The organism is Gottschalkiaceae bacterium SANA (genome assembly GCA_036323355.1).
GTDB lineage: Bacteria > Bacillota > Clostridia > Tissierellales > GPF-1 > GPF-1.
Map to the genome: position 1 here is coordinate 3,213,481 of AP028876.1, position 26,640 is coordinate 3,240,120.

The 26,640-nt window shown below is 42.6% G+C and carries 26 protein-coding genes; 4 read left to right on the forward strand and 22 right to left on the reverse strand.

Annotated features, from left to right (window positions below):
* Positions 1 to 14: 14 nt before the first annotated feature.
* From AC25CA_RS15520 to AC25CA_RS15530, 3 genes are all read right to left on the reverse strand, one after another.
* The gene (locus tag AC25CA_RS15520) at positions 15 to 920 is read right to left on the reverse strand and encodes a transketolase (protein WP_486814750.1); all 906 of its coding nucleotides are present in this window, start codon (positions 918 to 920) and stop codon (positions 15 to 17) included.
* A gap of 178 nt (positions 921 to 1,098) precedes the next feature.
* On the reverse strand, positions 1,099 to 2,037 hold the full coding sequence (locus AC25CA_RS15525) for a sugar-binding transcriptional regulator (RefSeq protein WP_486814751.1): 939 nt from the start codon (positions 2,035 to 2,037) through the stop codon (positions 1,099 to 1,101).
* An 81-nt stretch (positions 2,038 to 2,118) separates the two neighbouring features.
* Complete coding sequence (locus AC25CA_RS15530; RefSeq protein ID WP_486814752.1) at positions 2,119 to 3,171, reverse strand: zinc-binding dehydrogenase; 1,053 nt, start codon at positions 3,169 to 3,171, stop codon at positions 2,119 to 2,121.
* Positions 3,172 to 3,723: 552 nt separating this feature from the next.
* Here AC25CA_RS15530 and AC25CA_RS15535 point away from each other — a divergent pair.
* Positions 3,724 to 5,217: a hypothetical protein gene (locus AC25CA_RS15535; RefSeq protein ID WP_486814753.1), complete on the forward strand. Its 1,494-nt coding sequence runs from the start codon at positions 3,724 to 3,726 to the stop codon at positions 5,215 to 5,217.
* A gap of 136 nt (positions 5,218 to 5,353) precedes the next feature.
* On the opposite strand, the gene AC25CA_RS15540 is transcribed toward AC25CA_RS15535, so the two are convergent.
* Positions 5,354 to 5,803, reverse strand: a complete 450-nt coding sequence (locus AC25CA_RS15540) for a MarR family winged helix-turn-helix transcriptional regulator (RefSeq protein WP_486814754.1) — start codon at positions 5,801 to 5,803, stop codon at positions 5,354 to 5,356.
* A 124-nt stretch (positions 5,804 to 5,927) separates the two neighbouring features.
* Here AC25CA_RS15540 and AC25CA_RS15545 point away from each other — a divergent pair, with 124 nt between their 5' ends.
* Positions 5,928 to 6,620 carry a Crp/Fnr family transcriptional regulator gene (locus AC25CA_RS15545; RefSeq protein WP_486814755.1) on the forward strand — a complete coding sequence of 231 codons (693 nt, stop codon included), beginning with the start codon at positions 5,928 to 5,930 and terminating at the stop codon, positions 6,618 to 6,620.
* Positions 6,621 to 6,814: 194 nt separating this feature from the next.
* Here AC25CA_RS15545 and AC25CA_RS15550 read toward each other — a convergent pair whose 3' ends face one another.
* The 9 genes from AC25CA_RS15550 to AC25CA_RS15590 all read right to left on the reverse strand — a co-directional run bounded on the left by AC25CA_RS15550 (position 6,815) and on the right by AC25CA_RS15590 (position 14,701).
* Positions 6,815 to 7,735, reverse strand: a complete 921-nt coding sequence (locus tag AC25CA_RS15550; protein ID WP_486814756.1) for a hypothetical protein — start codon at positions 7,733 to 7,735, stop codon at positions 6,815 to 6,817.
* A 49-nt stretch (positions 7,736 to 7,784) separates the two neighbouring features.
* On the reverse strand, positions 7,785 to 8,831 hold the full coding sequence (locus AC25CA_RS15555; protein WP_486814757.1) for a hypothetical protein: 1,047 nt from the start codon (positions 8,829 to 8,831) through the stop codon (positions 7,785 to 7,787).
* Positions 8,832 to 8,974: 143 nt separating this feature from the next.
* Positions 8,975 to 10,891: a protein kinase domain-containing protein gene (locus AC25CA_RS15560; protein ID WP_486814758.1), complete on the reverse strand. Its 1,917-nt coding sequence runs from the start codon at positions 10,889 to 10,891 to the stop codon at positions 8,975 to 8,977.
* A gap of 51 nt (positions 10,892 to 10,942) precedes the next feature.
* Positions 10,943 to 11,317 carry a hypothetical protein gene (locus AC25CA_RS15565; protein ID WP_486814759.1) on the reverse strand — a complete coding sequence of 125 codons (375 nt, stop codon included), beginning with the start codon at positions 11,315 to 11,317 and terminating at the stop codon, positions 10,943 to 10,945.
* The gene (locus AC25CA_RS15570; RefSeq protein WP_486814760.1) at positions 11,314 to 12,132 is read right to left on the reverse strand and encodes a protein phosphatase 2C domain-containing protein; all 819 of its coding nucleotides are present in this window, start codon (positions 12,130 to 12,132) and stop codon (positions 11,314 to 11,316) included. Before AC25CA_RS15570 ends, AC25CA_RS15565 begins: the two co-directional genes overlap by 4 nt.
* 11 nt (positions 12,133 to 12,143) lie before the next feature.
* Positions 12,144 to 12,875, reverse strand: a complete 732-nt coding sequence (locus tag AC25CA_RS15575; RefSeq protein WP_486814761.1) for a vWA domain-containing protein — start codon at positions 12,873 to 12,875, stop codon at positions 12,144 to 12,146.
* 21 nt (positions 12,876 to 12,896) lie between these two features.
* Positions 12,897 to 13,118, reverse strand: coding sequence for a hypothetical protein (locus AC25CA_RS15580; protein ID WP_486814762.1), 222 nt, complete (start codon positions 13,116 to 13,118; stop codon positions 12,897 to 12,899).
* A 43-nt stretch (positions 13,119 to 13,161) separates the two neighbouring features.
* Positions 13,162 to 13,728, reverse strand: a complete 567-nt coding sequence (locus AC25CA_RS15585) for an anti-sigma factor (protein WP_486814763.1) — start codon at positions 13,726 to 13,728, stop codon at positions 13,162 to 13,164.
* Positions 13,718 to 14,701 carry a hypothetical protein gene (locus tag AC25CA_RS15590; RefSeq protein WP_486814764.1) on the reverse strand — a complete coding sequence of 328 codons (984 nt, stop codon included), beginning with the start codon at positions 14,699 to 14,701 and terminating at the stop codon, positions 13,718 to 13,720. Before AC25CA_RS15590 ends, AC25CA_RS15585 begins: the two co-directional genes overlap by 11 nt.
* A 99-nt stretch (positions 14,702 to 14,800) precedes the next feature.
* Here AC25CA_RS15590 and AC25CA_RS15595 point away from each other — a divergent pair, with 99 nt between their 5' ends.
* Positions 14,801 to 15,847, forward strand: coding sequence for a M42 family metallopeptidase (locus AC25CA_RS15595; RefSeq protein WP_486814765.1), 1,047 nt, complete (start codon positions 14,801 to 14,803; stop codon positions 15,845 to 15,847).
* Between the two features lie 785 nt (positions 15,848 to 16,632).
* Here the strand turns inward: AC25CA_RS15595 and AC25CA_RS15600 are convergent.
* Positions 16,633 to 17,493, reverse strand: a complete 861-nt coding sequence (locus AC25CA_RS15600) for a mechanosensitive ion channel family protein (protein WP_486814766.1) — start codon at positions 17,491 to 17,493, stop codon at positions 16,633 to 16,635.
* Positions 17,494 to 17,593: 100 nt separating this feature from the next.
* On the opposite strand from AC25CA_RS15600, the gene AC25CA_RS15605 reads away from it, so the two are divergent.
* Entirely contained in the window at positions 17,594 to 18,433 is an 840-nt protein-coding gene (locus AC25CA_RS15605; RefSeq protein WP_486814767.1) for a hypothetical protein, read from the forward strand.
* A 70-nt stretch (positions 18,434 to 18,503) separates the two neighbouring features.
* Here AC25CA_RS15605 and AC25CA_RS15610 read toward each other — a convergent pair whose 3' ends face one another.
* The 8 genes from AC25CA_RS15610 to AC25CA_RS15645 form a co-directional block, all read right to left on the reverse strand.
* On the reverse strand, positions 18,504 to 19,556 hold the full coding sequence (locus AC25CA_RS15610; RefSeq protein ID WP_486814768.1) for an S-methyl-5-thioribose-1-phosphate isomerase: 1,053 nt from the start codon (positions 19,554 to 19,556) through the stop codon (positions 18,504 to 18,506).
* Between the two features lie 26 nt (positions 19,557 to 19,582).
* The gene (locus AC25CA_RS15615; protein ID WP_486814769.1) at positions 19,583 to 20,938 is read right to left on the reverse strand and encodes an APC family permease; all 1,356 of its coding nucleotides are present in this window, start codon (positions 20,936 to 20,938) and stop codon (positions 19,583 to 19,585) included.
* Positions 20,939 to 21,055: 117 nt separating this feature from the next.
* On the reverse strand, positions 21,056 to 21,679 hold the full coding sequence (locus AC25CA_RS15620; RefSeq protein WP_486814770.1) for a class II aldolase/adducin family protein: 624 nt from the start codon (positions 21,677 to 21,679) through the stop codon (positions 21,056 to 21,058).
* A gap of 15 nt (positions 21,680 to 21,694) precedes the next feature.
* On the reverse strand, positions 21,695 to 22,435 hold the full coding sequence (locus tag AC25CA_RS15625; RefSeq protein ID WP_486814771.1) for a nucleoside phosphorylase: 741 nt from the start codon (positions 22,433 to 22,435) through the stop codon (positions 21,695 to 21,697).
* A gap of 24 nt (positions 22,436 to 22,459) precedes the next feature.
* On the reverse strand, positions 22,460 to 23,752 hold the full coding sequence (locus AC25CA_RS15630) for an amidohydrolase family protein (protein ID WP_486814772.1): 1,293 nt from the start codon (positions 23,750 to 23,752) through the stop codon (positions 22,460 to 22,462).
* A gap of 3 nt (positions 23,753 to 23,755) precedes the next feature.
* A complete protein-coding gene (locus AC25CA_RS15635; protein ID WP_486814773.1) occupies positions 23,756 to 24,919 on the reverse strand; it encodes an iron-containing alcohol dehydrogenase in 1,164 nt (387 codons plus the stop codon).
* Between the two features lie 11 nt (positions 24,920 to 24,930).
* Positions 24,931 to 25,698, reverse strand: a complete 768-nt coding sequence (locus AC25CA_RS15640; RefSeq protein ID WP_486814774.1) for a DeoR/GlpR family DNA-binding transcription regulator — start codon at positions 25,696 to 25,698, stop codon at positions 24,931 to 24,933.
* Between the two features lie 200 nt (positions 25,699 to 25,898).
* Positions 25,899 to 26,546 (reverse strand): YczE/YyaS/YitT family protein, encoded by a 648-nt coding sequence (locus AC25CA_RS15645; RefSeq protein WP_486814775.1) that lies wholly within the window; start codon positions 26,544 to 26,546, stop codon positions 25,899 to 25,901.
* Positions 26,547 to 26,640: the final 94 nt, after the last annotated feature.

Sequence of the window (26,640 nt, forward strand, 5' to 3'; positions counted from 1 at the left end):
CATCCTCTCTTCCTTTACATTTGTTCATAATATTCTTTAAAATCCTGCATTTCATCCTCTTTAATCCTGACAAAATGTAAAAATGGTTTCCGCTTTTCTAAAAGTGGAATCCCGTGAGCTGCATTCGTCATGCACAGAACAACTAAAGGTCCCTCTTTATGCTCCTTTTGACTGGCGGCTCTAATCGCACAAACATCATGTCCATCTATCGAAATGACTTTGCTTCCAAATGCGGTCAATCGTTCTTCTAACGGCTCCATATTCATTACATCATTCGTATAGCCTTCTACTTGCTGGCCGTTCACATCGATATAGATTACTAAATTATTCAATTTATAAAACGAAGCTGCCTGTAACGCTTCCCAAACCTGACCTTCTTGTAACTCTCCATCTGACAGATATAAATAAACCTTACCAGTGTGTCCTTTTAGTTTTCGTGCATGTGCAGTTCCACAGGCGATGCTAATCGTCTGTCCCAATGAGCCCGCGGTGCATTCAAACCCAGGAGAATGCTCTGCACCAATCATTTCCATGTTCCATCCATCAACATTGAATTTCTCAATTGCACCATACCCGATTCGTCCACATTCCGCCAATGCACAATAGAGAACAGAGGCATAATGCGCTGGTGAAACAAAAAAGCGATCCGCTTCTTCCGTTTGTTCTCCATGATAAAGAGAACCTTTTGGATAATCCATATTGCTTTTTGAAGGAACCCCTGGAAATGGCTGCGCTTCCATGGATCCCAAACTTGGCTTTAAATGTAAGATATCCATATAAAGGGTTGCCAATGTTTCCGCCGACGAACATGCTTGTCCTAAATAACAACCGTTTCTTTCCATTGCAAGCTTCAAAATACTTTTTCTTATCCGATTTGCTGCTTTTTCAATGTCCTCTACCTTGTGCCTTTTTTCATTCATTTAATACTCCCTTCAAATGATCCGAGTTGAACATATTCTCTTTCGCGTGAACAATTGGTAACTCAATTATTCCAAATTGGGTGTTGTTTGTCAACTTTTTTCGCAATTTCCATCCGTATCAAAAACTTTACAACATAAGAAAAGACCCTTGGTTTCCCAAGAGTCCTTCCGTTAATTGTTATATTAATACCATTAATTTTTCCGCCAACGCTTCATCTATAATCAACGTATTGATGTATCCTGCACGAATCGCAGCCAGTACAGACTCGGCCTTGTAAGCCGAAGCTGCAATACCAATTGACCACTTTGGATGCTTAAGTGAATCCAAAGGTGCTGAAACCACATATTTATTCGCGAGCTGCACCTCAACACCATCCCTGTCAAAAAATCGAGCAAGCAAATGACCCACCGCACCCAACGACAAGAGTTCTTGTCGCTCCTCTTCCGTTAAATAACCGGTGACCGATAATGTCGACTTTTCATTCATCAATGACCCAATTCCCATAATGGCCACATCAACTTCACTCGCTTCTTTCAACGTATTCGCAATCTGACTTTCCTGTAGCAAATACTGGTGAACTTCCTTTTTTTTCACATAAACCGGTGCATAAATATTAGAAGATGTCCCATGCAATTTTTTCGATATTTTCATGGCCAACTCAAGTCCATTATAAATTGAATTCCCAGTCCCCATACAGCCAACCATCTGGACTACATTGATATTATTTAGTTCTTGTTCTTCCAAAATATCCGTAAGATAAGCCAGCTGTGGTCCCCAGGATATACCTAAAGTGTAATGGCTCTCCATAATGGAAAGTAAGAATTGCGATGCAACGAAGGAACACTTTTTAATAGCCATTTCATGATCAAAAATACCTGCCACAACCATCACATCTCGCAGATTTAATTTTCCCCGAATCTGGCTTGAAAGTTGAGGATTCTTCCGAACTGGGCTGTGAACCACGATCTCAACTACCCCATTCGCCTTCCCTTCTTCAAGAAGCCTAGAAACTGTTGGTCTTGAAATATCCATAATCTTAGCAATTTGATTTTGATTGAGTGCCTCTTCATAATATAATTCTGCCGCTCTAACCACCATTTGTCTTCGAATATCCATTTTATCAGCGCCTCTCTATGATGTTTGTATCTCCGCCATTATTATACCATATGGTTTCGTCCTCTCTTGAAGTGAAATCTGCTACTCACCTTCCGGATTTTCACACTTCAACAAAACCTTGATCGCCGAACCATCCATCATTATTTCAAAACCCGTCCGCCACTCTTCAAGAGGCAAAACAAAACTAGAAAGCTCGTCTAATCCATTGAGACATTCTTCCCGCAACAATTGAATCGCTTTTTCCCATGAACTGGGCTTTTGACTTCTCGAACCCAAATATTCAATCTCCTTTTGTAGAATTAATTCTGTCGCAATAGATTCATGGCGGTGAGGGAATACACCCATCTGAATCACCTTGCCCTTCTTTCTAACAATTTTGAGCCCCACATTCAATGCTTGAACAGCACCCGAACACTCAAACACTTTGTCAGCCCCAAGACCTTTCGTTAATTCCGCAATCACCTCTTCAATACTCTCAACAGATTGATCAACTGTTCGATCTACTCCCATTCGTCTTGCCAAAGCAAGACGCTCTGAATCGGAAGCAATTCCTGCAGAAATAACATAAGCGCCACACGCTTTAGCCACTGAAGAAAGTAATAAACCAATCGCCCCAGCACCAAAAACGCACACCACTTCACCTTTCGCAATCTTTCCCTTTTCAATTCCCGCATGAATTCCGCAAGCCAAGGGTTCCATCAAAGCAGCAGTTCGAAGCTTCACGTTATCAGGCAATACATGCACGCTACTTTGAGGCGCCAAAACATACTCAGCCATCCCACCATCTTTCTGGGTGCCAATTCCAATACGATTTGAACATAAATTGTACTCCGCTTCCCGACAGTGTATACATACTCCGCATGTTTCAAAGGTCGTTTCACTCACAACACGCATTCCCTTTTTCAACCACTTCACTTCTGGCCCCATTTCGACAATCACGCCAGAAAATTCATGTCCCAATATCAAAGGACTGAGCGAACTCGGGTACTGTCCTTTAAATGCGAGTAAATCTGTACCACATATGCCACAATAAGCAACTTGGATTTTCACCCAATCTTTTCTCACCTTGGGTTCCAGCACTTCCACCAAATCCATCTTGTCATAGCCCTCTTCCTGCTTCATTACCGCTTTCATCCTTCAACCACTCCTCGTTCAAATTCCAATTGTTCAAACGATAGTTGAATTTTTTCTGTGCTATCAAGCGTTTTCGGTCAAAAGTTATATGTAATATTATACGTCATTCTTGAACATATGTAAAAGGTATATTTACTTTTGTTCTTTCTATCGAATTTCAAAATCGGCTATACTCGGAAGCAATCGGCGTATAGAAACATCATTTTAGACGATTCTTCACAATCATTCCAATTCTCTCTTTATAGGCTTTACACTCTAGCTTAAGCCTCCTTTGAGTTCGAACGCCACGCAGTTTGAACTTTACGAGAAGAACACCCCATTGTAACTAAACAGTTACTTGGCGCTACTCTGATTTTGCAGGCATTATTTACAATCAAAAAGCACAAGGAAAAAAGGAGAGAACGGAGTAATTTTTACGCCGTCTCTCCTTTTCTGATCGTTTAGATTCCGCTCTATCATTCTTTTCTTATTATTCAAATCATTGGCAAAATAGATTTCTGTTTGATTTTCCATTTTATGGTAAACTGTAAGAAAAGACAAAAAGGAGTTTCTGTGAAAAAAATTATTGGCTTTTTATTGTTATGTCTATTCGTAAGTTGTAATTCACCTGTCTTTGGAGATACCGCTTCCTTTTCCCCAACACAAAGTATTGCAAATCATGTCCGCTTGCAAGAGATCCTACACGTTAATGGAACTCAGCTTAATGAAAATCAAGCTGGCACTGTAATTCTTTTGCAAACAGGCGAAGTCGTCGTTTTACGTGTTGACCAAGAACAGATATCCCTAGAAAAGTATACCAATAAGGGACAACTCATTCGTTCTCTTCCTATTCCACCCCCTACCAATGGATCCCGTATTTTTGATCGATCGTTCGGTTTTCTCGTCGAAGCGGATGATGGGCGTATCTTCACAAACAACGGCTATAACGCCTATGAAATTGATCCAAGTTTCTCCACCGTCAAAGAAAGCTTCTCGCTTGGATTCGCGCCTAATGATTTCCGGATTAAAAGCAATACCATCCTCTCTCAAAGTCAAATCGGTTGGCAGACAGATGCCTTGATCCTGAGTGATTTTTCGATATCCAATAATCCAATGAACTTTGAAAATAATCCACCAACCTTCCTTCGAAAGAATGAACTTGGCCAAGCACTTCCAGAGGGATATAGCTTGAATCGGATCATGAGTTCTGATTTTGGGGAGACCGAAAATTCCCTTTTTGTCCTTATAAACGCAAAAGAACTATCGGCAACACCCACTTCTGATTTCTATATTATTCAACTGGAAAAATCCATTGTTAATAATCGCGTCATCTTAGAACGACAAGCATGGATTCCCGTAGAAAGAAACGGTAGTACATGGATTCCAACTTTACGGGTAACAAAAAATGGATTTGAAATCCTTGAGCAACTATCCTCTTTTCCAGGCAACCCATTGACCAAATTACACCGATTAAATTCCGAGGGGCTTTTCCAAGACACCATAGAGATTCCATACGACGTCAAGTCTTTTGATGCAAACGGCGATCAAACGGTTGTCACGTCTTGGGACTCTAGCAGTGAAAAATCAACCGTCTATCTGGTTAAGTGGGATGCTACACAAACGAAACCCGCTCCATCTCAAGGACACATGAAAGCTTTAATAGGCGAACGAACTCTAAATGAAAAAACCACTGCACGATTCAAAGACCATGGTTTTGGTTTGATGAAACAAATAGATAAAGAAAGTGGTCTAGTCGATTATTTGGCTCTATTGAAAACAGAGAAGGCAGAAGTGACTTTGCAAATACCCGTAAATGATCTCTTTGAAAAAGTTAATGATCAAACAAGAAATCTCGAAATTGTTTATGGAAAAAATCGCATTGTGATTCCGATCGCCTCTCTGGATTGCCAAGATCACTTAAAGCAGTTACCCTGCGATACAGATGCGACCATGGAAATTCATTTAACCCGTCAAGATTCCGGTTTGGTTCAGTGGACAGCATCTTTGTATGTCATCGAGCAGGTTGATCCTATGACAAAGCTCGTTCACCGAGTAAGCATACAATAAATGTGGATTCTTAGATAACGCTCATAAAAACATAGAAATAATCAATTAAAAACCCTTCAAAGAGAGAAACGAATTCTAGTATATCTGCATAATAAAAGCCAAAGAAACGATTCCGTTTCTTTGGCTTTTCTCTATTCTATGTATGATGAAGCCCACAGACTTCCCCGCAAATATTTTCTTCCATCAATTTCAAGACTTCTTGAGCTTTCTCTCCTTGCTCCGGCGTCATTTGTCGACAAAGAATGGATGTCGTTTGATGAAGTACCGCGTGAACTTTGGTAACAACGACCTCTCCTTCTTCCGTTAAATAAATATGATAGAACCGTTGATCTTGTTCGTCCTTTTTACGGTGAATCAAGCCCATGGTCTCCAATTTCTTAATATTCTTTGCTGTAGTCGTCTTATCAATCATTAAATATCTGCATACATCGGTTTGAGAGCATCCCGGATTTTTATTTATATGTGACAAAAACATCGCATATCCGTAGGTAAGCCCCGTTTCTTTCAGGCCGGAATTGACATAGGCTGCAAGGTGACGCTGAATGACAGCAATAGCTCGCCCGCATCCACAAATTTGTTCTTCCATAATTAGACTCCTTAGTTGACTATACCAACTAATAATACATCAATATATAAAGTTTTGTCAATAATGTGACATATGTCCTTTGACATGCTAAAATAATGCTATAGACTACAGATAGGAGAAATCCATGAAAATAATTCATGATTCTAAACAATTGCAATACTGGTTACACTTTCATCAATTGGAGCAAATCTTTCCTCCTGATCAAATGCCCAATATGCATTTGGTTTCCATGGAGGCAGGCGAGCAGATTTATCAGACCGGTGAATCCTTGCAAAAAGTCCATATTCTCGTCAAAGGAAAATTGAAAATATTTTTCCTTCAAGAGGATGGCAGTATCTATTTGATTGGATTTAATAAAAATTTTGCAATTTTAGGTGATTTAGAGCTTTTTGAAGATTATCCACTTCACAACGAGGTTGCCGCCATGGAATCCAGTCTTCTTATTGAAATTGATAAAGACGACTTACTTAGAACCTGTTGGGATTATCCGCCTTTTTTGCGGTTTCTAATCAAACATGTCAGCCAAAAGTTTCATAGCTCATCGGTAAAGGCCAATGCCTTATCCCGTTATCCCTTGGAATCGCGCTTGGCAGCCTATCTTTTAACGGTCTATATTGACGAAGACCAATCCGTCAGTTTTGTAAAAACCAATCACTATACAGATCTTGCCAACTTATTGGGTTGTAGTTATCGACATTTGCATCGAACCCTGCAAGACTTTGTCAAAAAGGGTTGGATTGAAAAAAAAGGACGCCAAATCCGAATTTTAGATAATGACGCCTTAAAAGAACTGGCAAAAGATATCTCTTATATTTGACTTCAAACTCTCCACCAGTCCACCACTCAAACATGGACTACCTCCACGAGGGTTTTGAATACAAAAGATCCCTAGTCTCATCAACTAGGGATCTTTTTTTATGCATTCTCCCTACGCTTTCTTCTCCGATTCCACTGCACCAGTCTAGACAATAACATTTCATTGCATAGCTGCAAGCTCACCCAAGACTTTCTCTATACGATTTGTTTCATTTCATGGATTGCTTCTTTAATCTGATCAAAATTATCGCCAAAAGTTGCTTCTTCCCCATAAATTGCTGTCACTTGGTCAATTACCTTTAAATAAGTTACCATATTTTTAAAGTCTTTTTCCTCTTTCATCCGATCACCCAATAAAACTGACATCAGCATTTGCGTATAGGGTTCCTCCATCTCTACCGCAGCAGCAAAAGCTTGTTTCCAAGTTCTCATTTTTATCTCTGGACTCACTTCATGTCGCTTTGCCATTTGAACTACTTGGGTTGCCAGCCGCAAAACATATTCCTGATGATTGGCCTTTCTCAAGTAGCGATCTGTTGCTTCAATGATTGCGAGAAATTCCCGATCATCCATCCTTCCTTCTTCAGCCAAAGCCTCTAATGTATGAAGGGTAATTATCAGCATATCGCCATCATTCCAAATACCCAGCACTTGCGCCTGAAACAAACCTAGAATTTCACCCTGATTTTCGAACTTTTCTATGATCAAGAGACCCAATTCCTCTTGTTCCTCCCGCGGAATCTTGTTAATCCACTGCAAGGACTCCATTAGATATTTTTTCCCTTCACCCTGTCCCTCTTCATGGTCGGCAATCTCAAATAGGCTGAAAAGAGTATTAATCATATGCTTGGGTCTTGTCTCCACCCGAGACTGCGCCAAAAAAGTTTCATATCGATTTCGAAGCAATTCTCGAAAGCCATTCATATCTGCTACTCGATCAAAGGATTCCAGTTCCTCCTCAATCAAACCCCTGGCGATTTGATAATAAACCGCCTTTTCAGTATTTTCCCATTGATCAAAACTGTCCTGTCTTAGATGTTTCAATCGCTTTAATTTAAATGCCGAATCCCCAAATACAGGAATCACAGCCAATTGTTCCATTCGATTCGTTCTCATCTCAATCTCCTCCACCTTATTCCGATACCGCCTCTTTCTACCTGCAGTCTTAGTTTCTGATTGTAGGATCCATAGAAAATTGTTCCATTTCTTGGGGCGTGATTTCAACCAAGCGCAAAGGCGATCTTTTCCCCGCTTTAGGCAGATTTCGTTTCATCTCTGACATGGCATTCTTGATCATCTCCGCATGTTCTTCAAAGAGTAATTCATAGCCATAGGCATCGACAATGCCTTCAAGGGACTCCAAATGCTTTTTGGCTTCGGTAAAATTCGACTCACCCATGGCATAGTTTGCTAGAAAGACATGCATCTTGGCAACAGCCGGCACATGATTTAATTCATCGGCCGTTTCAAGAATGAGGATCCATAATTTCCTCTGTTCACTTTTCTTCAAATTCAACTGTTTCAAAAATGTTAAGGTCTCCCACAAGAAGATGAAATATACATCCGTTGATTCCTCTCCCTTTAAAACAGCCGCCGCCTCTAGGGTTCGTTCTAATGCCTCTTGTGCGTTGCCTTCCTTCGCCGTAGAAGATATCAAGGCTACATATAGCTTTCTTAAACTAGACCCCTTCATTTCCTTGCCATAGGCCAGCAATTTCTCCATCCATTTTAGGCTTCCAGAAATGCGATCAATTAGAATTTTCCAAGCGTCTTGACGATCATTTTCATGACTTCGTTGAACCATAGCAATCACGCGCTTCATGGCCGCTTCCGCCTGATCCATTATTTCTCTCGAATCATACAAGCGAACCAAATTTCCCAGTACAAAGACTTGCTCTAGACCAACTTCACAGTCTGCGCGTTGGACCAAGACTTGGAACCGCTCTTCCTGCAGCGTACGAATTTCTTCCAAGATAGACCGCATGGCCGCTCGATAGGTATTTCCTGCATTTTCTTCCTTCATGCGATCAAAGGCTTGATCCAAATGATCAAATCGATCCTCCAGAATACCCTGTTTCACTTGCAGAAACAAACACTTCAACTCACGATCCTCTATGCCTTCAACTTCATTTAGCATGACACGCTGTAGGTCATAGTTGTTCATGTTGCCAATCAATCGAATCCTTGCCCTTGTCATTTCCTTATTCATCATCTTTTCCTCCTCGCTTTCTTTGATTCTCTTCTAGAGTAAGAATTTCCTCTTTCCCCGGTAACTTCAAACTTTTCTAAAAACTTTTTACTTTGCTGATCCTAGTCATTCTCCCCATGTTTGATTGACCTGATATGAAAACCGCCTCACTCAAAGGCAATTACTGGATTCAAGGTTCCTTTCCATCCCGCTTTTTCACGAATTTCTATGCAAAGCGTTTCTCCTTTTTCTACATTCAATTCGATCCTTCCCGTCTCATCCCACTCAAGCCACCTTGTCTCCTTGCAGGTTCTCCCTTGGACTGAAAAACTAAGCTTATATTGCCCATAGGCTGGCGCCCAGCACCACCAAGACTCTGCCCCGTAATGAATATTTACCAGTCCCGTTCGTTCCGCCTTCAGCTCGATCTGCATACGATGTGCTCCATCATCGGCTTCCTCGGGGCGGATATAGGTGCCAAAGCCATTCTCCTGGACCAAGCCGTCAATCCGCAGGTCCTCTTTAAAATGTGGCTCATTCCACCGGTTTTGATAAAGAAGGCCACCCCGATACCAAAGAGTGAAATCTTCCAACTGAAGCGTATTGATCGTTGATGATTCCTGGACCGTCTGACTGGCTTCAATGGATGTTGGATCTTCCTCCTTGTCGGAAAAGAGCCGACCTGGCAGGCCGACAATCCTATCAATCATCCTAGCGATTGATTGACCAAAATGATGGCTATCTTCTTCAACAAAAGCGGTTTTCGGCATTTGAGCCAATCCAGGTGAAGAAAGAGATCCCACAGAACCTGCAAGCCCCCGCCCAAGACCCAGAAGACCAACAATAAGCAGGACGAGTAAAATTCCTCTCGATAACAGTTGTACAAGAGCGCGCCTCGATGCCATGGTCGATGATCCCCGCCCATAAGTGTGTATCCAAGTCGGTAGGTGGGGAAAATGGATCGTCCTAGAAACCCATCTTTTTATCATGGGCACTACTTGTTTCGTCAATACCGGAACTGGCACAGGACCTGGTGGCTTGACGAATGGCGACCGTTTAACCGGGGTCTTTTTTCCTACAGGGTTAACTGGTCTTGCCGTCGCGCAAAAGGGACAGGATGCTCGATCGCCACTATAGCGATGATTATGATTTGATTGGCAGCTTTTTAAGCGCTTAATCTCATCCTTCAATGTATCCGCATAGGCCAAGGCCTGAGGACGAGCATCTGGGTCTCGATATCCATTGACAAAACACGCCAAAAATAAAAGCTGAAGACTCCTTGGCACTTGATTAAAATCAGGTGCCGCCACCGGCGGTTTTAAACCTCTTGCCCGCGCGTAGGGATAGGTGCCTTTTTTTATCTTTTCCGACAAGGAAGGCGCATGATCCGCCTTGCCTCCCCGGGCTTGATAGGGATGCATGCCATTCATCAGCATTTGAAAAATCCAAACGCCCAAAGCAAAGTGATCATTCCCTCTTCGATTGGTCTTGGAAAGATCCTTGTCAGTCCACTCTGGAGCCAAATATGCAGGTGTATAGGTCTGGGATGCAAAAAATCGCTTTTTCGCAGGATCCATAATTTGAAAAGAATCGCAGTCCACCAGGCAAACCTGGCCTGAAGCATCTACCAGGATATTCTTTTCTCGCAGATCCCCCACAGAATGACCCGCCTGATGGATACAGTGAACTGTCATGGCAAAATTATAGGCGGCTATCATAAGGTGCTCATAGGAGAATCGCTCGCCAAATTTCTTTGTCCGCTGCTTTTCTATGAAAATGACCTCGGATTCCTGATATCGATTCAATTCAATCAGGGGCATGACATAGCCAATAAAATGTCCTCCTGGACCATCATAAAGAGCTTTTGTCGGCCAAGCGACCCGGCCGTTCTTACAGTTTGGATCTGTCAGCAGCCGAGGTGGCTTCGCAATCATTGTACAAATTTTTGCTTCTTTAAAATGAGTCGGTTTTGCATAGATCTTCGCACATTCTGACCCAGAAACACGGTAGACCCTTCCTTCGCCGCCAGCACCCAATTGATTCCTTAAAATAATCACTTTTCCAAATTGATCATACACATTCATCCCAGCCCCTCCTCCCTAACGGACCCGGCCGTCACAGCCCAATCTATCGCCCTATGGATTGATCCTCTTTACAAAAGCCGCATAAATCGGAATAAGGAAAGAGATCATGGAATGAAACATTACCGTAAAGGCAATGGCAAATGTTAAAAAGTACTCTACTCCTGCCCCATAACCAATCCACATCGTCTCTGTTCCAAGTTCATCCATGGCAAATGCCAAAAAGTAAAAGGCAGCTGCCGCCAATAGGCAGGCTCGAATTTCTTTCCCATCACGACTAGCGATCACAAAACTCATCAACGCAATGGTCCAAGGCACATAACCCGGTAAGACTAGGGCCTGCTTCAACCAATAGATGCCCCCAATAGCCAGGGCAATTCGAACCGCATGGGTACCCGTTCGATAAAAATTTCTTTGCATGGCTCTCACTTTGCTCCTCCCTCCCGCCGAAAGGCAATGGCAAGACTTTTATCATCAGAACTCAATCGGTCAACTGATTGCACATTCAAAAGTTGTTTGACAATTTGATCACCATTTACAGAATCGGCCTTTTCAAATACCTTTTCAAAAATCATGGTTCGCTTTTCATTTAAAGTCTTTTTGCCCGGTTGACAATCGAAGACCAGGCGATCGAGACCATCAGAAAACATGGCAATCCAGTCAGGGTTTTCTACCACTTTCACCTGAATATCCTCAAACCATCTAGGCGCCGTTAAGGGAATCACCCAATTTTCTTGCTGCTGTGGACGACCTGCGAGGACGACCTCGAAGTTGGTGCCTTTTTTAGCGACAATGCCCCCGTCGCCCACTTGGGCAACAATCCAAACCGGCTTTTGATAGACCCCCACCAAGAGGGTGGTGCCCATATCCTGAATACTGCAAGCCAATCGGTCAGCACTTCTGACAAGCTGTCTGCGCACTTTCGCAAAGAGTGCCGCCATCCAAGCTTCTGGATTTTTTGTTGGATCCGGATGATCCAAGAGCTGAAGTCGAATCTCTTTTTTTGCAGCAGCCGCAGCCACCCTTGCCCCCTTGCCCCCATATCGGCAAGAGCTGACCCCGTCCGCCACAACCAGTACCGCAGTTTCCGCGTCAATCGTCGTCTTTGTAGTCGCATCCTCACACGCCTCCTTCTTTTTATCATGCTTCAGTCCAGGAACGCTGGCCGCATAGATACGGGGCAATCCGTTTTTCTCTTCTCGTTTCAGAATTCGCTTTCGCTTCCACTGCATCCATGCGTTCATGATCTGCCTCCTTAGCTCAAGTTATTGATAATTTCCCAATCCGACATAGCCGGATTATTTTTGGCCAATGGATCCGATGCCTGGTTTGACGCTGTATTAATGGAGTTGGAAAGCCACTTCATAAAGGAAAGAATCATTTTTGGATCCAATTCCTTTGCGCCATTTGTCGACAATTGATCCACCGCACTCATGCAGGAGTGGTCGATGGCCAAGGGCAAGAACATCCACTTCTTCTGATTTTCGCCATCCTGGATGCGGCCAATCAAGTCTTGGAACTTACGGTCCTGAATGGGTACATCAGTTGGATATCCATCGGTCATCAAGACAACGATGGGACGACGATAACTCATGCCATTGTCTCTATAATGCTGCTTGGTCTGCTCTACGGTTTCAAAACTTGCCTCAAGAGCCTCAAACATGGCCGTCGCTCCCCGGGTTTTAAACGATGGCATGATAAATTCTGTTATGGATGTTGGAGCCACCATCTCAATATCCGTACCAAAGGTGGTGATTCCAATATCAATACTGGATTCAGACAAGGGATCTTCCCGCAAGCCTTCCACCAAAAGCTTGACACCATTTTCGATAATCTTTACATAGGGGGATACAGACCCCGACATATCCAAAATCAATTGCAGATATCTGCGTTCCTGGCCACTGTCAAGAATTTCAGCATTTTCCTCTAAAATATAGGCTACCTCCTTGTTAATTTCCGCATCTCTTGTAAACGTGTTAATCGCCATTTTTCTTCCTCCTTTTCGTTTTCATTCAATTAATAGTGATTCATTCCCAGACCCTGAGCGCTTTTCTCTTGACCCGGAAGCTTTTCTTACTTCTCTCTTAGGACCTTTTTTCACACTTTCCCCAGCAAATTTCAAAAAAAATTCTTTTTCAATTCTTTTTACCATGACCTTCTTCTCCCTTATCCCAGAAAGACCTTCACCCACTTCTTTCTTTTGCGGGAGAAGGTCTTCTTTTTTTCGCATACAAAAAGACGTCCCACTTCATGGAACGCCCTTTCTTACTTCCTCATTCTTTTACAATCACAAGATAGTCTCCAGCTTGGAAATCAATTTCTTCCAAGCCGTCGGCCTGGCCCTCATAAACAAGGTTACCTGCCAGCCCGTCCTTATTGCGTTCAAAGACAAATACCTGGACAGAAGGCTTTCCTTCCACATAAATACCGCCAGCAGCAGCACCCATTCGCATTTCATCTTCTTGAAAACGACCTTGCCACTCGCTGCTTTCACCACGTACCGCTATGGGTTTCCATTGATTCCCTACCCCTGCTTCCCGCAAAGATATCTCTGCCGATTCAAACATGTTTTTCATCCGAATCTCAAATACACACGAAGAGTCTGCCATCTTCATCACAAGCTGATCCCATTTTGACTTGGGCGTCAACCGTTCGATCACACGTTTCTCCATTCGATCAACCTGCCTCAAAGCCTGTGCGTGTTTTTGGCATACTTCACAAGATTTCAAATGGCTCTGAATCTCCATCCACCGCTTGGCTTGTGCCGGACTAACACCATCTTTCCACTCCCCTCGCAGGTAGGCGAGATATCCGCTTAAGTTTCCGACATCAATATGCATGATCCGCCCCTCCTTCAACCCAAAACATTGCAATTTCTCCCTTCACCCGTTCTCGCCATTTAGCGACCTGCTTGACCAGCTTCTTTTGCACTGAATCATCCAATTTCATCACTGGCGGCTCCACCCTTCCCTCACTTATCTTATAGTGACTGGCATAAGAGCTTTCCCCGAGCAAAATTTTGCCATGACTGCTTTTCATCAAAGTCATACATCGATTGTGGGCAAAGACCTCATCGGTGCTGAATCGCAGGCGAACATTACGCTCATATCGAGAGTAGTCAAAAAAAAGGCTTTCATCAGAAAGTTCCTGCATCACGGTCTGGTTCACATTGGGCATTTTTTCGATGGCCGTATACCAGATCCCATACAGATAAGCCAAACGTTCCGGCACACCTCTCGTCACTCGATTCAAAACCAGGTCATGATAACGACTTAATTCATCAAAGCCATCTAGTTCGGTATAAGCCCCCGCATTCATCTGCTGATGCGCCTCGGCATCATCCGAAAGCCACTCGTCAAAGGATGAGGTGTCGAGTCGTGATTTAAAGGGTTGAAGACCCAAGGCTTCCAAAATCATACGATCCACCCTGGGGGTATAGCCCGCATGGTTGTCGGGTGCCAAGAGATCCTGACAAACATAGGTTCTGAACTTCGCCTTTGACGCATCAAAATTCAACAAGCGATCACGATCTGCTAAATCAACAAGAAACTCAAACCAAACCACTTCCGCCACCTGTTGATAATTCAAGGTGAAGTCATCCTTGTTTCCTGATAGATTGAAAATATCTTCTCGTTGGATTCGACCAAAGTTCATCATCTGGCGCATGCGTTTTTTTACCGCTCCTAAAAAATACACCCAATGGGTTGATTCTCCTTCGATCTGATTCATCCCGTCCATCAAAATCGATACCAACTCTTCTTGTGGTGCATGAGCCCGTTTCCCTTCCTGAAATTTTAACAACCACGATTCCATCCCCGAATTCCCCCTCACTTGGTTTTTTTTCATTCTATCATCTGGTATAATCAAAACATAGTGAAAAATCAAAATTCTGCCCGCTAAAGGAGAAAAACAATGCAAAATATCGAAAATACCATGAGTAAGACCGTATGTTTATTGAACATCCCATCCCCAACCGGAAACACCAGTCAAGCGGTTCAATGGGTAAAATCTCGTTTTGAGGCCCTTGGACTTGCCACTCGATTAACGGAAAAAGGCGCTTTGATTGCCACACTTGAAGGCAAGGATCAACGAAAAGCCAAAACCCTCTCGGCACATGTGGACACCTTGGGCGCCATGGTTAAGGAAGTCAAAGGAAGCGGCCGTCTCAAGTTGAGTCAATTGGGCGGATATGCTTGGACAAGCGTAGAAGGTGAAACCTGTGTCATTACCACTTTGGATGGAAAGACCTATACGGGAACCATTCTTTTTGACAAAACCAGTGTTCACGTTTACAAGGAAGCGCGAGGTACTACAGAACGTACCGATGCCAATATGGAAGTGCGTCTGGATGAAAAGGTCTTTAAAAAAGAAGAAACGGAAAAACTTGGAATTCGTCCTGGCGACTTTGTCAGTTTTGATACCCGTACCGAATACCTGCAAAACGGTTATCTGAAGTCGCGCCACCTCGATGATAAGGCCTGTGTTGGCTGCATGCTGGGCATTGCCGAAAATCTAGTGACTCAGAAAGAGCAGCCGCCGCACACCATTCACTTCTTTATCTCTCCATACGAAGAAGTGGGCCACGGATCCTCAGCCGCTTTACCTCTTGAAACAGTGGAAATGCTGGCACTGGATATGGCTGCCATGGGTGATGGGCAAACTTCAACCGAGCATGCGACCACCATTTGTGCCAAAGATTCATCAGGTCCATACGATCTATCCATACGCAAGCTTTTGATTCAATTGGCCGAAGAGAAAAAAATCACTTATCAAGTTGATATCTATCCATTCTATGGATCCGACGCTTCAGCTGCCCTTCGCGCAGGCTGGGATATTCGATGTGGACTCATCGGCCCTGGTGTTGATGCTTCTCACGCCTATGAGCGAACCCATCGAGAAGGCATGCAAGCAACCATCGACCTAGGCACAGCTTACTGTTTCGCCCCACTTACCAAATAGCCATCAATTATGTACCCGATCACAAAACGTGATCGGGTTTTTTCTATCAAAAAACCAGAGGATCTCTCCTCTGGTTTTGTCAGCTAACTTATAGGTGTTCAATTCGGCGATATAAATCCATGCCTTCATCCGTTTTCAAATCATTGGTAGATGAGATGCTAGCAGGAATCAAAATATGGAAGATCATTTTCATCACTTTCTCCTTTTCTTTTCGTTCTATTTAAAGGTTCTCAATTTTTCTATATAGGTCCATTCCTGATTGACTGACTTGTTGTTTGCAATCGGCTAGTGTTACATCGGCAATACAGTTAAATCTATTTTTCATTTTCTTCTCCTTCGATTTCCAATTTATTTAGGTTTTCATTTTTTCTTAGGCTTTCTTTTAACTCTATAGATGCTCAATCTTGCGCAAGAGGTCCATTCCCGTATCGAGTTCATCGTAATTGTAATGCTCGAGTTCTGCTGGATAGATCTTTTTAAATAACAACATCAGGTTTTCCTCCTTTACTGGATTCATTTTCTATCATTTACAAGGCTCTTTTCTCTCTTTCCATCTTTAGTATAAACCCATTAATTAATATTGTCAACATTAAAATTGAATATATTAATGTTATAATTAATATATTCAACATATATACTAGATATATTGATGATATAAGCTTGTCGACCCCAATATCTTGTTCTATAGAAACAAGTATTTAATATAATTAATATTCAAGTTAATATTATTAATTAATTTCTTGCTTAATAAAAGCGCCAGTAAACTGACGCTTCTTCTCAATTCTCTAACTATTTTCAGTTCGCAAAACCCTTGAGGTTGGATAAGCCAATTCCAAATGATCCTCTTTGGCAATTACTTGCAGGATGGCTTCCCAAAGCTTTTCCGTTTCTCCCCGCTTCTGTCGAGGTTCGCATAGAAAGCGAAAAGTCAATAATACTCCGCTATTCTCCACCGAGGTATACACAATCGGTGTTAAATTAGAATAATACATAAAGTAACGCTTGCTCGCCTTGCGAAGAGAATCCTCAGCCGCCTTGGCAATCTTTATATTTTGCTCATCGATAATAGACTGAAATCGTGCTTTGGCCATTTCCCAATCACTTTCAAAGGTTAAGAGGACGCCAACTTCATTCCAAATATAGCCAAAACCTTTGGTTGCATTGGTCAAAGGTTCTGTAATAATTTTAGAATTAGGCACATGAACGACACGGCCAGTGCTCTGTTCTGCATATTCTTTTGGACTGGTTTCTAGAACCGTGAACTCAAAGATACGAAGATCGATCACATCCCCAGACACCCCAGCAATTTCGATTCGATCGCCCACTTCAAAGGGACGGCGCGTAATGATAAAAAACCAAGAAAAAAGATTCACTAGAAAATCCCTTAGGGCAATGGCAAGGCCCGCTGACAATAGGCCCAAAAAGGTGGATAAGGAACCCATCTGATCACTCCATAAAAAAACAAGGATAATCAAGAATAGAAAGAAAAGAACATAGTTCGTTGTTTTCTTGACCCGATAATGTCGCTCGGCCTCTTCAATCCTTCTATAAATTAGCCGATTTAATCCCCATCGGATCAATAGCATTAAGAAAAAGGCAATTCCCGTGTAAATCAATCTCAAAGCCACCGGACTGTTCCAATTCATATTCATCACTCCTTTTTTTATATTATATCGTTTTTTTGAAACTTTTTCTGGTCCATTCCGTCTGCTTAAGTATAAGTTCAATTAAAGAGGAGAATAAAAAATGAAAAAATTAATGATTAGCGTTTTATTACTTGCCCTTCTGGCTTCTGGTGCCAGTTTTGCAGATCAGACACCAATCCCGACCCTATTTGGAGACAAACCCATGCTAATATCAGCACCTATTCAAGAAAATGTACTCGGCTTTGACAGACTGCAAGTGGCTGACACCATGAAAGCCTACGGTCGAATTGTTGCCTTCGAAACCGCAGAAGAAGGATATCGATTGACTATTAAAGATGAAATCACCAAAAAAGACTTAACTCTTGCAACCGATATCTATACTAAAATTAACACCAAGATGTTTTACGATTTACAGTTGGGAACCATCATTGAAGTCTTCTATACCGGCGATAATGCCATTGCTATTAATGTACTTGACAAGCAATCCCAAGAAGGTCGCATCTTTATCGATGGAAGCATTGAATCCTTGAATGAAACAACTGTAACCATCGACGGGATGACCATTGACTTAAATCGCGTTACCATCAGCCAGGCAGGAAAACGAGCATTGAAAGTTGGCAATCGCGCACAGCTGGTCTTTCTCACTTATGAAAACGAAACCGAGTACCGATTAAAAATCGTTCAAGCCGGAGATTTCACCCTCGAAGCCGCCGGAAGGATTAAAGAGATCAACAACAATCCATTGCATCTTTCCTTTTTGGTGGAAACCGAAAAAGGCGATATTTTGCTTCATATCTTCGATGACACCATGATGGAAGCCGCTTTTAGCAACTATCACGTCAATGATCGAATTACTTTTACCCACAGCATGGCCATGACCATGAGCCTTCCACCACAAACAACGTGTTACAGCGTTTCACTTCCCAAACAACCTCGATAAAACAAATGATACGAAAATACCGCATTCCGAAAAACGGAATGCGGTATTTTTATTGCTTTCTCTGTTGAATTTACCAGTAGTTACCGGTTTCTGTTTCATAATAGCGTTTCAAATCATAAGGGCTATAGATCCCACGATCCGTAACCACACCACTCACCAAGGCAGGCGGTGTAATATCAAAGGCAGGATAGTATCCCTTAACGCCATCCAAGGTATTCTTAATGCCACGGCATTCAAGAACCTCTGCTGGATTTCGTTCTTCAATGGTTACATCATTGATGGTCTTGTACACTTCATCAGGGATGCCTGTTACAAAGTATGGAACACCAAAGTATTTTGCTGCAATGGCAATTTGCATGGTTCCAACCTTGTTGACCACATGGCCGTCCATGGTAATAGAATCCGCTGCAGATGTGAAAAGATCAATTCCCTTTGTCTGCATGGTGAATGCCGGCATATTATCCGTAATCACCGTTACATCAAAACCCATGTCATAGGCAACCGATGAAGTCAATCGAGCCCCTTGAAGATAAGGACGCGTTTCCGGACAGAATAACTTAATGTTTTTCTGTCTCTCTTTCGCTTCTCGCAACATCATACCAACGATGGTCTCACCAAAGCACTGGGTCATAATCTTCCCGTTGTCCGGGAACATGTCCACCAAATAGGTGGCCACTTCGCCAATCTTTGCATAGCGGCGGTTCATGGAATCAATGGTATGCAGGAAGATGGCCTCATCAACTGCTTTGCCCGCTTTCAGCGCCTTTTCTGCAACCTTCAGGCAACCGCCTACAATCATTTCCATACGGTTCACGGTTGTTGGTCGCGCGTGGGACAAACGATAAGCCGCTTCCTTCAGGTAGCTCATTTGATCCGCTTCCTTTAACTTCTTACATTCATCCGCAGCAAGAGCCATACCCATGCTGGCTGCCGTATAAGGACCCGCGCTTTGCGTGACCATGTCCGCGATGGCTTGTGCCACCTCTTGGTGCGTGTTACACGTAACAAATTCAATCTTTGTCGGATAAATTCGTCGATCCAATATTCGTACCTTTCCAGCTTCATACCAAGCAACATGCTCGTATTGCAGCATAAAGGCTAGATTTGCATCTTCTCTTTTCATTTCGTCAACCCCCTGTGTCTTTCGCACTAAGCAGCTTTGTTGTCTTTTGCTCTTTGTGCTTCCACTTGTTTCACTTTTGGTTCACGAATAAAGGCATAAGCAATAACCAATGCACAATATCCGGCCATAACTTTCAAACCAAACGGTCCTATAAAATCAACACTCGAATAGAAACCAAAGGCATAAATACCCGCACTTGCAATCGGCAAGGCATACATAGCCCACATTGGCAATTTAAAATAAGCATTCTTGTATGCTTCAGGATTTTTCTTAGGCAAGAACATGACAGCCAATACTGGGAAGATCGCGAAGATCAAACCAATATTATTACCAATAATGGCAATGTACTCAATCGTTCCGCCTGTAATAATTGGAAGCATGCCTACGATGTAGAAGATGCCCAACAACAAATGCGGTGTTCCATATTTTTTGTTCTCAACTGCTAATGCCTCAGGCAACCAACCATCAGTAATTGCCATTTTAATTCCCTTTGTACACCATGCGAATACGGCGTTCAAAGAAGAAACCAAGGCAAACATGGCACCACCAACAATAAAGAAGACGTAAACAGCTGGAGGGAAAATTTGCTTAGCAACAGAACCCAAGGTTTGGAAGGCTACATCACTGACTGGAAGTACGCCAGATGCAACAACACCCATGAAGAAATAAACAACCGCAACGATCAAAGTAGAAAGGATCATGGCACGAGGAATTTCTTTTCCTGGATTTTCACATTCACCGCCCAACTCAGACAAATACTCTGCGCCGATCAAGGCAAAACGAACCAGGAATGTTGCCGATACAAAACCCATAAATCCGGATGGCATAATATTGGCCACTTGGAAGAATGAACCAAAATCTTTTACCTGTGGCAAACCAAAGGCAATAAACAGACCCAATGCCGCCAAAAGCATAACAACCATGATATTTTGAATGAAAACAGCTGTTTTCAATCCGCGAAGATTCGCGAAAAAGATCAAGGTCATAATGACACTGGCTACCAATACACTATTTAATCCTGGAATAAATTCCTTTGCGTACTCCGCAAAGCCGATTGCATAATTGGCCAAGACCAATTGCCCTGCTACCAATAGTGCCACGTAGAAAAATGCCGTTTTTCGACCAATTAAGTCACGCACATAGGTATACATGCCACCATTAGACGGAATGGCTGAACCCAATGCCGCCAAAGCCGTAATGGGAATAATAATCAAGATTGCCGCTGCGATAAAAGACCACGCCACCCCTTGACCAGTTAAACCAATTGCAATACCTGTTAAAATCATGATTCCTGAACCGATGATCTGTCCAACGGACACGCTCATCAAATCCATGAAGCTAATTCCCTTCTTCTTTCCACCAACCTTTGAATTTTTAGACACCTTCATTTCTCCCTTCGATTTTGAATTCAATTTTCCTAGCAAACATCTATGAGTTCTTATTAAAACCAAGTTTATGAAGCTTCTGCCTATTCCTGCTGTCTCAATGCCTATTTCTATTTAACTGTTGCGCATGGCCTCAACATATTCTTGAGGGATCACTTTCACATTTCCCGCATTTTTTGCAATATGATAAATCTTTGCCGCGTCTTCTAAATATATCGAAGACATAAAGGTTGATCGAATCGAACTACCGATGGCAAGAGTACCATGGTTTGCCAACAAACAGCCTTTTCGGTCATTCATCACTTTCAAGGCTTCCAGACCAAGCTCTGCAGTACCCGGCATACCGAAGGCCGCTACAGGTACATCGCCACCCAAAAACGGTACCATCTCGATAAGAATTACAGGGATACCCTCTTGGCATACGGCAAAACCCGTTGCATATGGGGAATGCGTATGAAGAACACAGCTAATGTCTTCTCGATCCAAATACATTTGCGCATGCATCTTCCATTCAGAAGACGGATCATGTTTACCTTCAATGATTGTTCCATCTAGCTTCATCACAACCAGATCTTCAATCGTCATCCCATCGTAGGACACACTGGATGGAGTAATGATCATAGCTTGACTTTCTTTATCATAAACGCTTGCGTTACCACTGGTCCCTGCCATCAATTTCAATTCGTAAGACTCCAATGTCACATCAAGCAATTCAGTCTTTAATTTCTTCACACTCATTCTAAACTCCAATCTCTACAGGTCTACTGCAATCAATGCATCCAAACCAATAAGGATGCTCTTCTCTACGGTTCGTTTCAACAATTCTGGATCCGGATCATTCTCTTCTGCCGCTTCCAAAACTGCCAAGGCATTTCCATCAACAGAAAGTACAGAACCTGCGCGAGCACCAAATACGCTTGCCGCTGTGTAAAGGGCTGCAATTTCCATCTCCACCGCAATAGCGCCAGATTTCATTTGCTCTACCGTATTCGTCGGCATTACCCCGCCGTAGAAGGCACCTTGTGTAACAACAATACCCTTGAAGGCTTCCATTTCATTGTCTTTTGTGCTTTGGACCAAGGCGTTGGTAACATCCAAATCCGCAATGGCCGGGAATGATGTTGGTACGTAAATATTAGCTACACCGTCTTCTTTGGCTGCCGCTGTCGCAATGATCAAAGATCCAGCTTGAATTTCCGGCTTCAACCCGCCGCATGTACCTACACGGATCAACACTTTCGCGCCGCCCTTAATTAAGCTGATAAAAGAAAGCATGGCACCACTAGCCCCGATTCCATGGGATGAAACTGTTATGGTTTGACCCTTCCAGTCCCCTCGATAAGTCCAGTATTCACGACCCTTAGCAAGACAGGTCATATTGTCGAGCATGTTAGCAATTTTCTCGGCGCGATATGGGTCTCCACAAACCAAAACACGGGGTGTAATATCTCCAACTTGCAGTCTAATTCCTGGTAGTAAATTTTCCTCTGACATATTTTTTTCCTCCCTAAGTAATTTCTATTTGATCAATCGCTTTGCGATATTTTTGACTTGGTATTTGATTTTTTCTTCATCCACAAATTTCATTTCGCGATTTTCCATCAAGACCCGACCATTTACAATCACGGTATCCACGTCCGATCCCTGCATGCTATACACTGCCGCCGAGAATGGATTATTTAGTGGTGTCAAATGCGCCTTATCCGTATCGATTAAAATAAGATCTGCTTTCTTGCCAGGCTCAAGGGTTCCCACTTCATTGCCAAAACCTGTCGCTTTGGCCCCATTAACGGTTGCCATGCGAAGGACTTCCTTTGCATTGACTACCAAGGGATTCATCTGATTTCCTTTGTGAATCATGGACGTTAAATGCATCTCTTCTACAAAATTTAGGTTACTGTTACTGGATGCGCCATCGGTTCCGATCGTTACATTAATGCCCTCAGCAAGCATGCGCGGCACGTCAGCAATTCCACTTCCCAACTTCAAATTGCTCGATGGACAATGAGCAACGCTGATGTCTCTTTTTTTAAGGATTTCAAAGTCACCATCTGTTAAATGCACACAATGTGCTGCCAGAGTTGCTACATCAAAGACGCCCCACTCTTCCAACATTTGCATGGGTGTCTTTCCATACTTTTCAGCAATCTGTGCTTGTTCGAAAGGTGCTTCCGAGATATGAATCTGAATCCCCGTATTCGCTTCTTTCGCTGCTGCAACACGAGCACGAATTTTTTCTTCCGAATAGGTGTAAATCGAATGAATAATAGCAGATTCTTTTATCAATCCATCGTGAGAATTGTTCCACTTTTTCATGTGTGCCACATATTCTTCATATTCTTTGTCTGGATTGATCGTAATATGAGGTCCGGCAACATTTGCTCGGATTTGATTTTCAACCACCAAGTCCATGATGATATTACTCGGTTCATACATGTCGGCGAAGCAGGTAACCCCACTTTTAATCTGTTCAATCACACCCAGCATGCCGCCCCAATAAATATCTTCCTTACTGAATTTCTCTTCTGTAGGAATCATCTTGCCAAATAGCCAGTCATCCAAAGGAAGGTCATCTCCAAAGCATCGAAGAATAGTCATGGGCGAATGACTATGGGTGTTGACGAATCCCGGCATAGCCATTTTGCCTTTTGCATCAATCACGCGATCCGCCTTAAAGGAAACAACCGCCTCTGTTTCAAGAGATTCAACAAAAACAATCGTACTATCTTCTATACCGATCCATCCGTTTTCAATGACGCTCATGGCCTCGTCAACGGGTAAAATTCTTGCATTTTTAATTAATAATTTCATTCTCTATACCGCCATTTCTAGGATCTTTACAATATCCTCTGCATTAATTTTTTTAAAGTTTCCTACGTATTCGGAATTTTGCGTTGCCTTCTGTGCCATCAAAGCAAATTGATCAACAGGAACCCCAGCCTGGGACAAACGAACTTGAAGACCCAAATCTGTGAAGAATTTTTCTAAAGCGCAAATTCCACTTTCCGCCAATCCCAGGCGGTCACTTGTCTCAGCCACACCAAACACCTCACTTGCAAAGCGACAGAAGCGTTCAATATTTGCATCCTTCACATAACGCATCCACGATGGGAAGACCATGGCCATGCCAGCACCATGAGTCACGTCATAAAGGGCACTAATTTCATGCTCAATGCGATGAGAAGCCCAATCTTCAATCCGGCCCGAAGACAACATGCCGTTGTGAGCTACCGTTGCCGACCACATAATTTCGGCTGCGTGATCATAGTTCTTTGGCTCCGCCATCAACTTCAATCCCGCTTCCATGACCGCTTTCATTGCACCTTCTAATAGAAAATCACTTAGAATCGTCTGCTTTGTCGGTGTGAAATATCGTTCCATTAAATGAGACAGAATATCAGCAATGCCCGCCGCCATCAAACGAGGCGGAATGGTCAAACACATTTCTGGATTTAGAACCGAAAAGACTGGTACAATCAGTTCATTATCAATGCCATATTTTAATTTTTGCTCTTCATGAGTAATGATGCTGCTTTCTGACATTTCTGATCCCGAACCCGGAATCGTTAATATAGTCCCAACCGGCAAAGCAGATTCAGGTGTTGCACTTCCCGTATAGAAATCCCAAACATCTCCCCCATAAGGGACACCCATGGCAATGGCCTTTGACGAATCAATGGCTGAGCCACCACCAATGGCAAGGATAAAATCAACGTCCTCTTTGCGACAAAGCTCAATTCCTGCGTGAACTTTCGTCAACCTTGGATTAGGCACAACCCCATCCAAGACAACAAAATCAATGAAATTTGCTTCCAAAGACTTTGTCACTCGATCCAATAGTCCAGATTCTACAACATGCGCACCGCCATAATGAATCAAAACTTTTTTATATTTACCCGCGATCTCTTGTCCAACTTGAGACTCTAGTCCCTTGCCAAACAAAATACGTGTTGCGCTTTTAAATCGAAAATTATCCATATCTCTTCCTCCTATTTGCAGACCAGAAGCTCCACTTCCAGATCCTTAAAAACTTGTTTATATTCTTTTGGCACCTTCCTGTCTGCAATCACAAGATCCAGGTCTTGAATTTCACAAATTGGATTGACAGCCGGTGTATCAAATTTTGTATAATCAACAATCAACACTTTTTTCACGGAACGTTCCAACATGGTCTTTCTCACTTGCCCTTCTGCCTCGTGATTATCCGTTACACCAAAGCCTCTCGTAATCGCCGTGCAAGAGACAAAGGCAATGTCAGCTGATAGGTTTGAAAGCGCATGTGTTGCCATATATCCCACTAATGAATTGGTCGACTTACGCAATGTACCCCCAATAGAAATCACTTTGATCGTCTTGCTTTCAGATAACTCGCTGGCTATTAGAAGTGAATTGGTCATCACAGTTGCCTTTTTGCCACTTTCATCTAGATTCTTTGCCACATAAAGAGCCGTTGTACTGGAATCAAGCATCACGCTCATTCCATCTTCAATCATGGAAAGACATTTTGCCCCAATCAATTGCTTTTCTTCTAAGTAAATCGTCTCTCGAATCTTAATGGGCACCTCATTGTCCGTTGTTGCTGGTAAAAATGCACCCCCACGTACCCGCTTGATTTTCATATTCTTACTGATCTTATCCAGATCACGACGAATCGTTTCTTCAGAAACATTCAGGGAAATACTCAGTCTGCTAATGACCACACTTCCATTTTCTTTTAATAATTCTTCTATCTTCTTTAATCGTTCGATCGCTAACATAAGTGATCTCCTCTCTGGTCTTATCCGTCTTTTATTCATTTTCGTTTGAATTCTCGAATTAAACTCACCTTATCATTCGCTATAATACGAATAATTATAGATTTATTTTTTCTTTCGTCCGGAATTAGATTACCACAGATTTTCTCAACTTACAACACAAATTCTCTCATATTCTCACAATTTCAAATATTCTTTCCGCTTTACGCTTGGCTTCCCATCCATTCATCTGATTTTGATTCGTTGTCGATCCTCCTTGTGTTGATTTTTTTTAGAAGATGTAAGGTTCCTTCTATGGTAGGGCCCACAAGAAGCACGCCTGCAATGGTTCCAATTCCAACAACTCCACCCAACAAAAATCCAATGACCACAAAGCCCAAGTCAATCGTCATGCGAATTCGCGTTAAAGATAAGCCCGTTCTCTCATTTAAAACAACCATCAATCCTTCCACTGCGCCTGCACCATAATCCGCAAATACATATACAGCCGCTCCAATACCAATGAGAATCACACCAAGGATTGTCACGCCTATAGACATGGCCCCTCCCATTGATTCGTAAGGAATGTGAGCAAAGAACAGATTCATAAAAAATCCGATGCAAGTGACATATATGATGCTGGCAATACCAATGCTAGATCGATCCAATAAAAATACAAGCAAAAGGATGCTTCCATTTAACAATTGATTAATGGTGCCGATCTGTACCCCCGTTTTCAGGTGAACGCCTTGTAAAAACACGCTCATGGGATCTGCGCCGTTGGTCTCGCTGAGAATTAAAAAAATTCCGGCTGCTAGGATCATGGTCCCACACAAGGCAATACTCATCTTTTTGATATTTAATTTTTCCATTTTTGCGCCTCGCTTCCTTGCTTTTTCAAGATATCGTTTTCACTAGCCACAGAATATCACATTTTCCCACATTTTACAACACCAAATTCACATT

What these genes read in the sequence shown, in the direction of transcription:
- AC25CA_RS15630 (WP_486814772.1), bottom strand. Translation starts at nt 23,752, where the DNA reads ATGAAATTATTAATTAAAAATGCAAGAATTTTACCCGTTGACGAGGCC.
- AC25CA_RS15530 (WP_486814752.1), bottom strand. Translation starts at nt 3,171, where the DNA reads ATGAAAGCGGTAATGAAGCAGGAAGAGGGCTATGACAAGATGGATTTG.
- AC25CA_RS15645 (WP_486814775.1), bottom strand. Translation starts at nt 26,546, where the DNA reads ATGGAAAAATTAAATATCAAAAAGATGAGTATTGCCTTGTGTGGGACC.
- AC25CA_RS15575 (WP_486814761.1), bottom strand. Translation starts at nt 12,875, where the DNA reads ATGGCGATTAACACGTTTACAAGAGATGCGGAAATTAACAAGGAGGTA.
- AC25CA_RS15570 (WP_486814760.1), bottom strand. Translation starts at nt 12,132, where the DNA reads ATGAACGCATGGATGCAGTGGAAGCGAAAGCGAATTCTGAAACGAGAA.
- AC25CA_RS15590 (WP_486814764.1), bottom strand. Translation starts at nt 14,701, where the DNA reads ATGGAATCGTGGTTGTTAAAATTTCAGGAAGGGAAACGGGCTCATGCA.
- AC25CA_RS15600 (WP_486814766.1), bottom strand. Translation starts at nt 17,493, where the DNA reads ATGAATTGGAACAGTCCGGTGGCTTTGAGATTGATTTACACGGGAATT.
- AC25CA_RS15640 (WP_486814774.1), bottom strand. Translation starts at nt 25,698, where the DNA reads ATGTTAGCGATCGAACGATTAAAGAAGATAGAAGAATTATTAAAAGAA.
- AC25CA_RS15555 (WP_486814757.1), bottom strand. Translation starts at nt 8,831, where the DNA reads ATGATGAATAAGGAAATGACAAGGGCAAGGATTCGATTGATTGGCAAC.
- AC25CA_RS15625 (WP_486814771.1), bottom strand. Translation starts at nt 22,435, where the DNA reads ATGTCAGAGGAAAATTTACTACCAGGAATTAGACTGCAAGTTGGAGAT.
- AC25CA_RS15610 (WP_486814768.1), bottom strand. Translation starts at nt 19,556, where the DNA reads ATGAAAAGAGAAGATGCAAATCTAGCCTTTATGCTGCAATACGAGCAT.
- AC25CA_RS15540 (WP_486814754.1), bottom strand. Translation starts at nt 5,803, where the DNA reads ATGGAAGAACAAATTTGTGGATGCGGGCGAGCTATTGCTGTCATTCAG.
- AC25CA_RS15635 (WP_486814773.1), bottom strand. Translation starts at nt 24,919, where the DNA reads ATGGATAATTTTCGATTTAAAAGCGCAACACGTATTTTGTTTGGCAAG.
- AC25CA_RS15550 (WP_486814756.1), bottom strand. Translation starts at nt 7,735, where the DNA reads ATGAGAACGAATCGAATGGAACAATTGGCTGTGATTCCTGTATTTGGG.
- AC25CA_RS15620 (WP_486814770.1), bottom strand. Translation starts at nt 21,679, where the DNA reads ATGAGTGTGAAGAAATTAAAGACTGAATTGCTTGATGTGACATTGGAG.
- AC25CA_RS15545 (WP_486814755.1), top strand. Translation starts at nt 5,928, where the DNA reads ATGAAAATAATTCATGATTCTAAACAATTGCAATACTGGTTACACTTT.
- AC25CA_RS15580 (WP_486814762.1), bottom strand. Translation starts at nt 13,118, where the DNA reads ATGCGAAAAAAAGAAGACCTTCTCCCGCAAAAGAAAGAAGTGGGTGAA.
- AC25CA_RS15525 (WP_486814751.1), bottom strand. Translation starts at nt 2,037, where the DNA reads ATGGATATTCGAAGACAAATGGTGGTTAGAGCGGCAGAATTATATTAT.
- AC25CA_RS15605 (WP_486814767.1), top strand. Translation starts at nt 17,594, where the DNA reads ATGAAAAAATTAATGATTAGCGTTTTATTACTTGCCCTTCTGGCTTCT.
- AC25CA_RS15585 (WP_486814763.1), bottom strand. Translation starts at nt 13,728, where the DNA reads ATGCATATTGATGTCGGAAACTTAAGCGGATATCTCGCCTACCTGCGA.
- AC25CA_RS15595 (WP_486814765.1), top strand. Translation starts at nt 14,801, where the DNA reads ATGCAAAATATCGAAAATACCATGAGTAAGACCGTATGTTTATTGAAC.
- AC25CA_RS15520 (WP_486814750.1), bottom strand. Translation starts at nt 920, where the DNA reads ATGAATGAAAAAAGGCACAAGGTAGAGGACATTGAAAAAGCAGCAAAT.
- AC25CA_RS15560 (WP_486814758.1), bottom strand. Translation starts at nt 10,891, where the DNA reads ATGAATGTGTATGATCAATTTGGAAAAGTGATTATTTTAAGGAATCAA.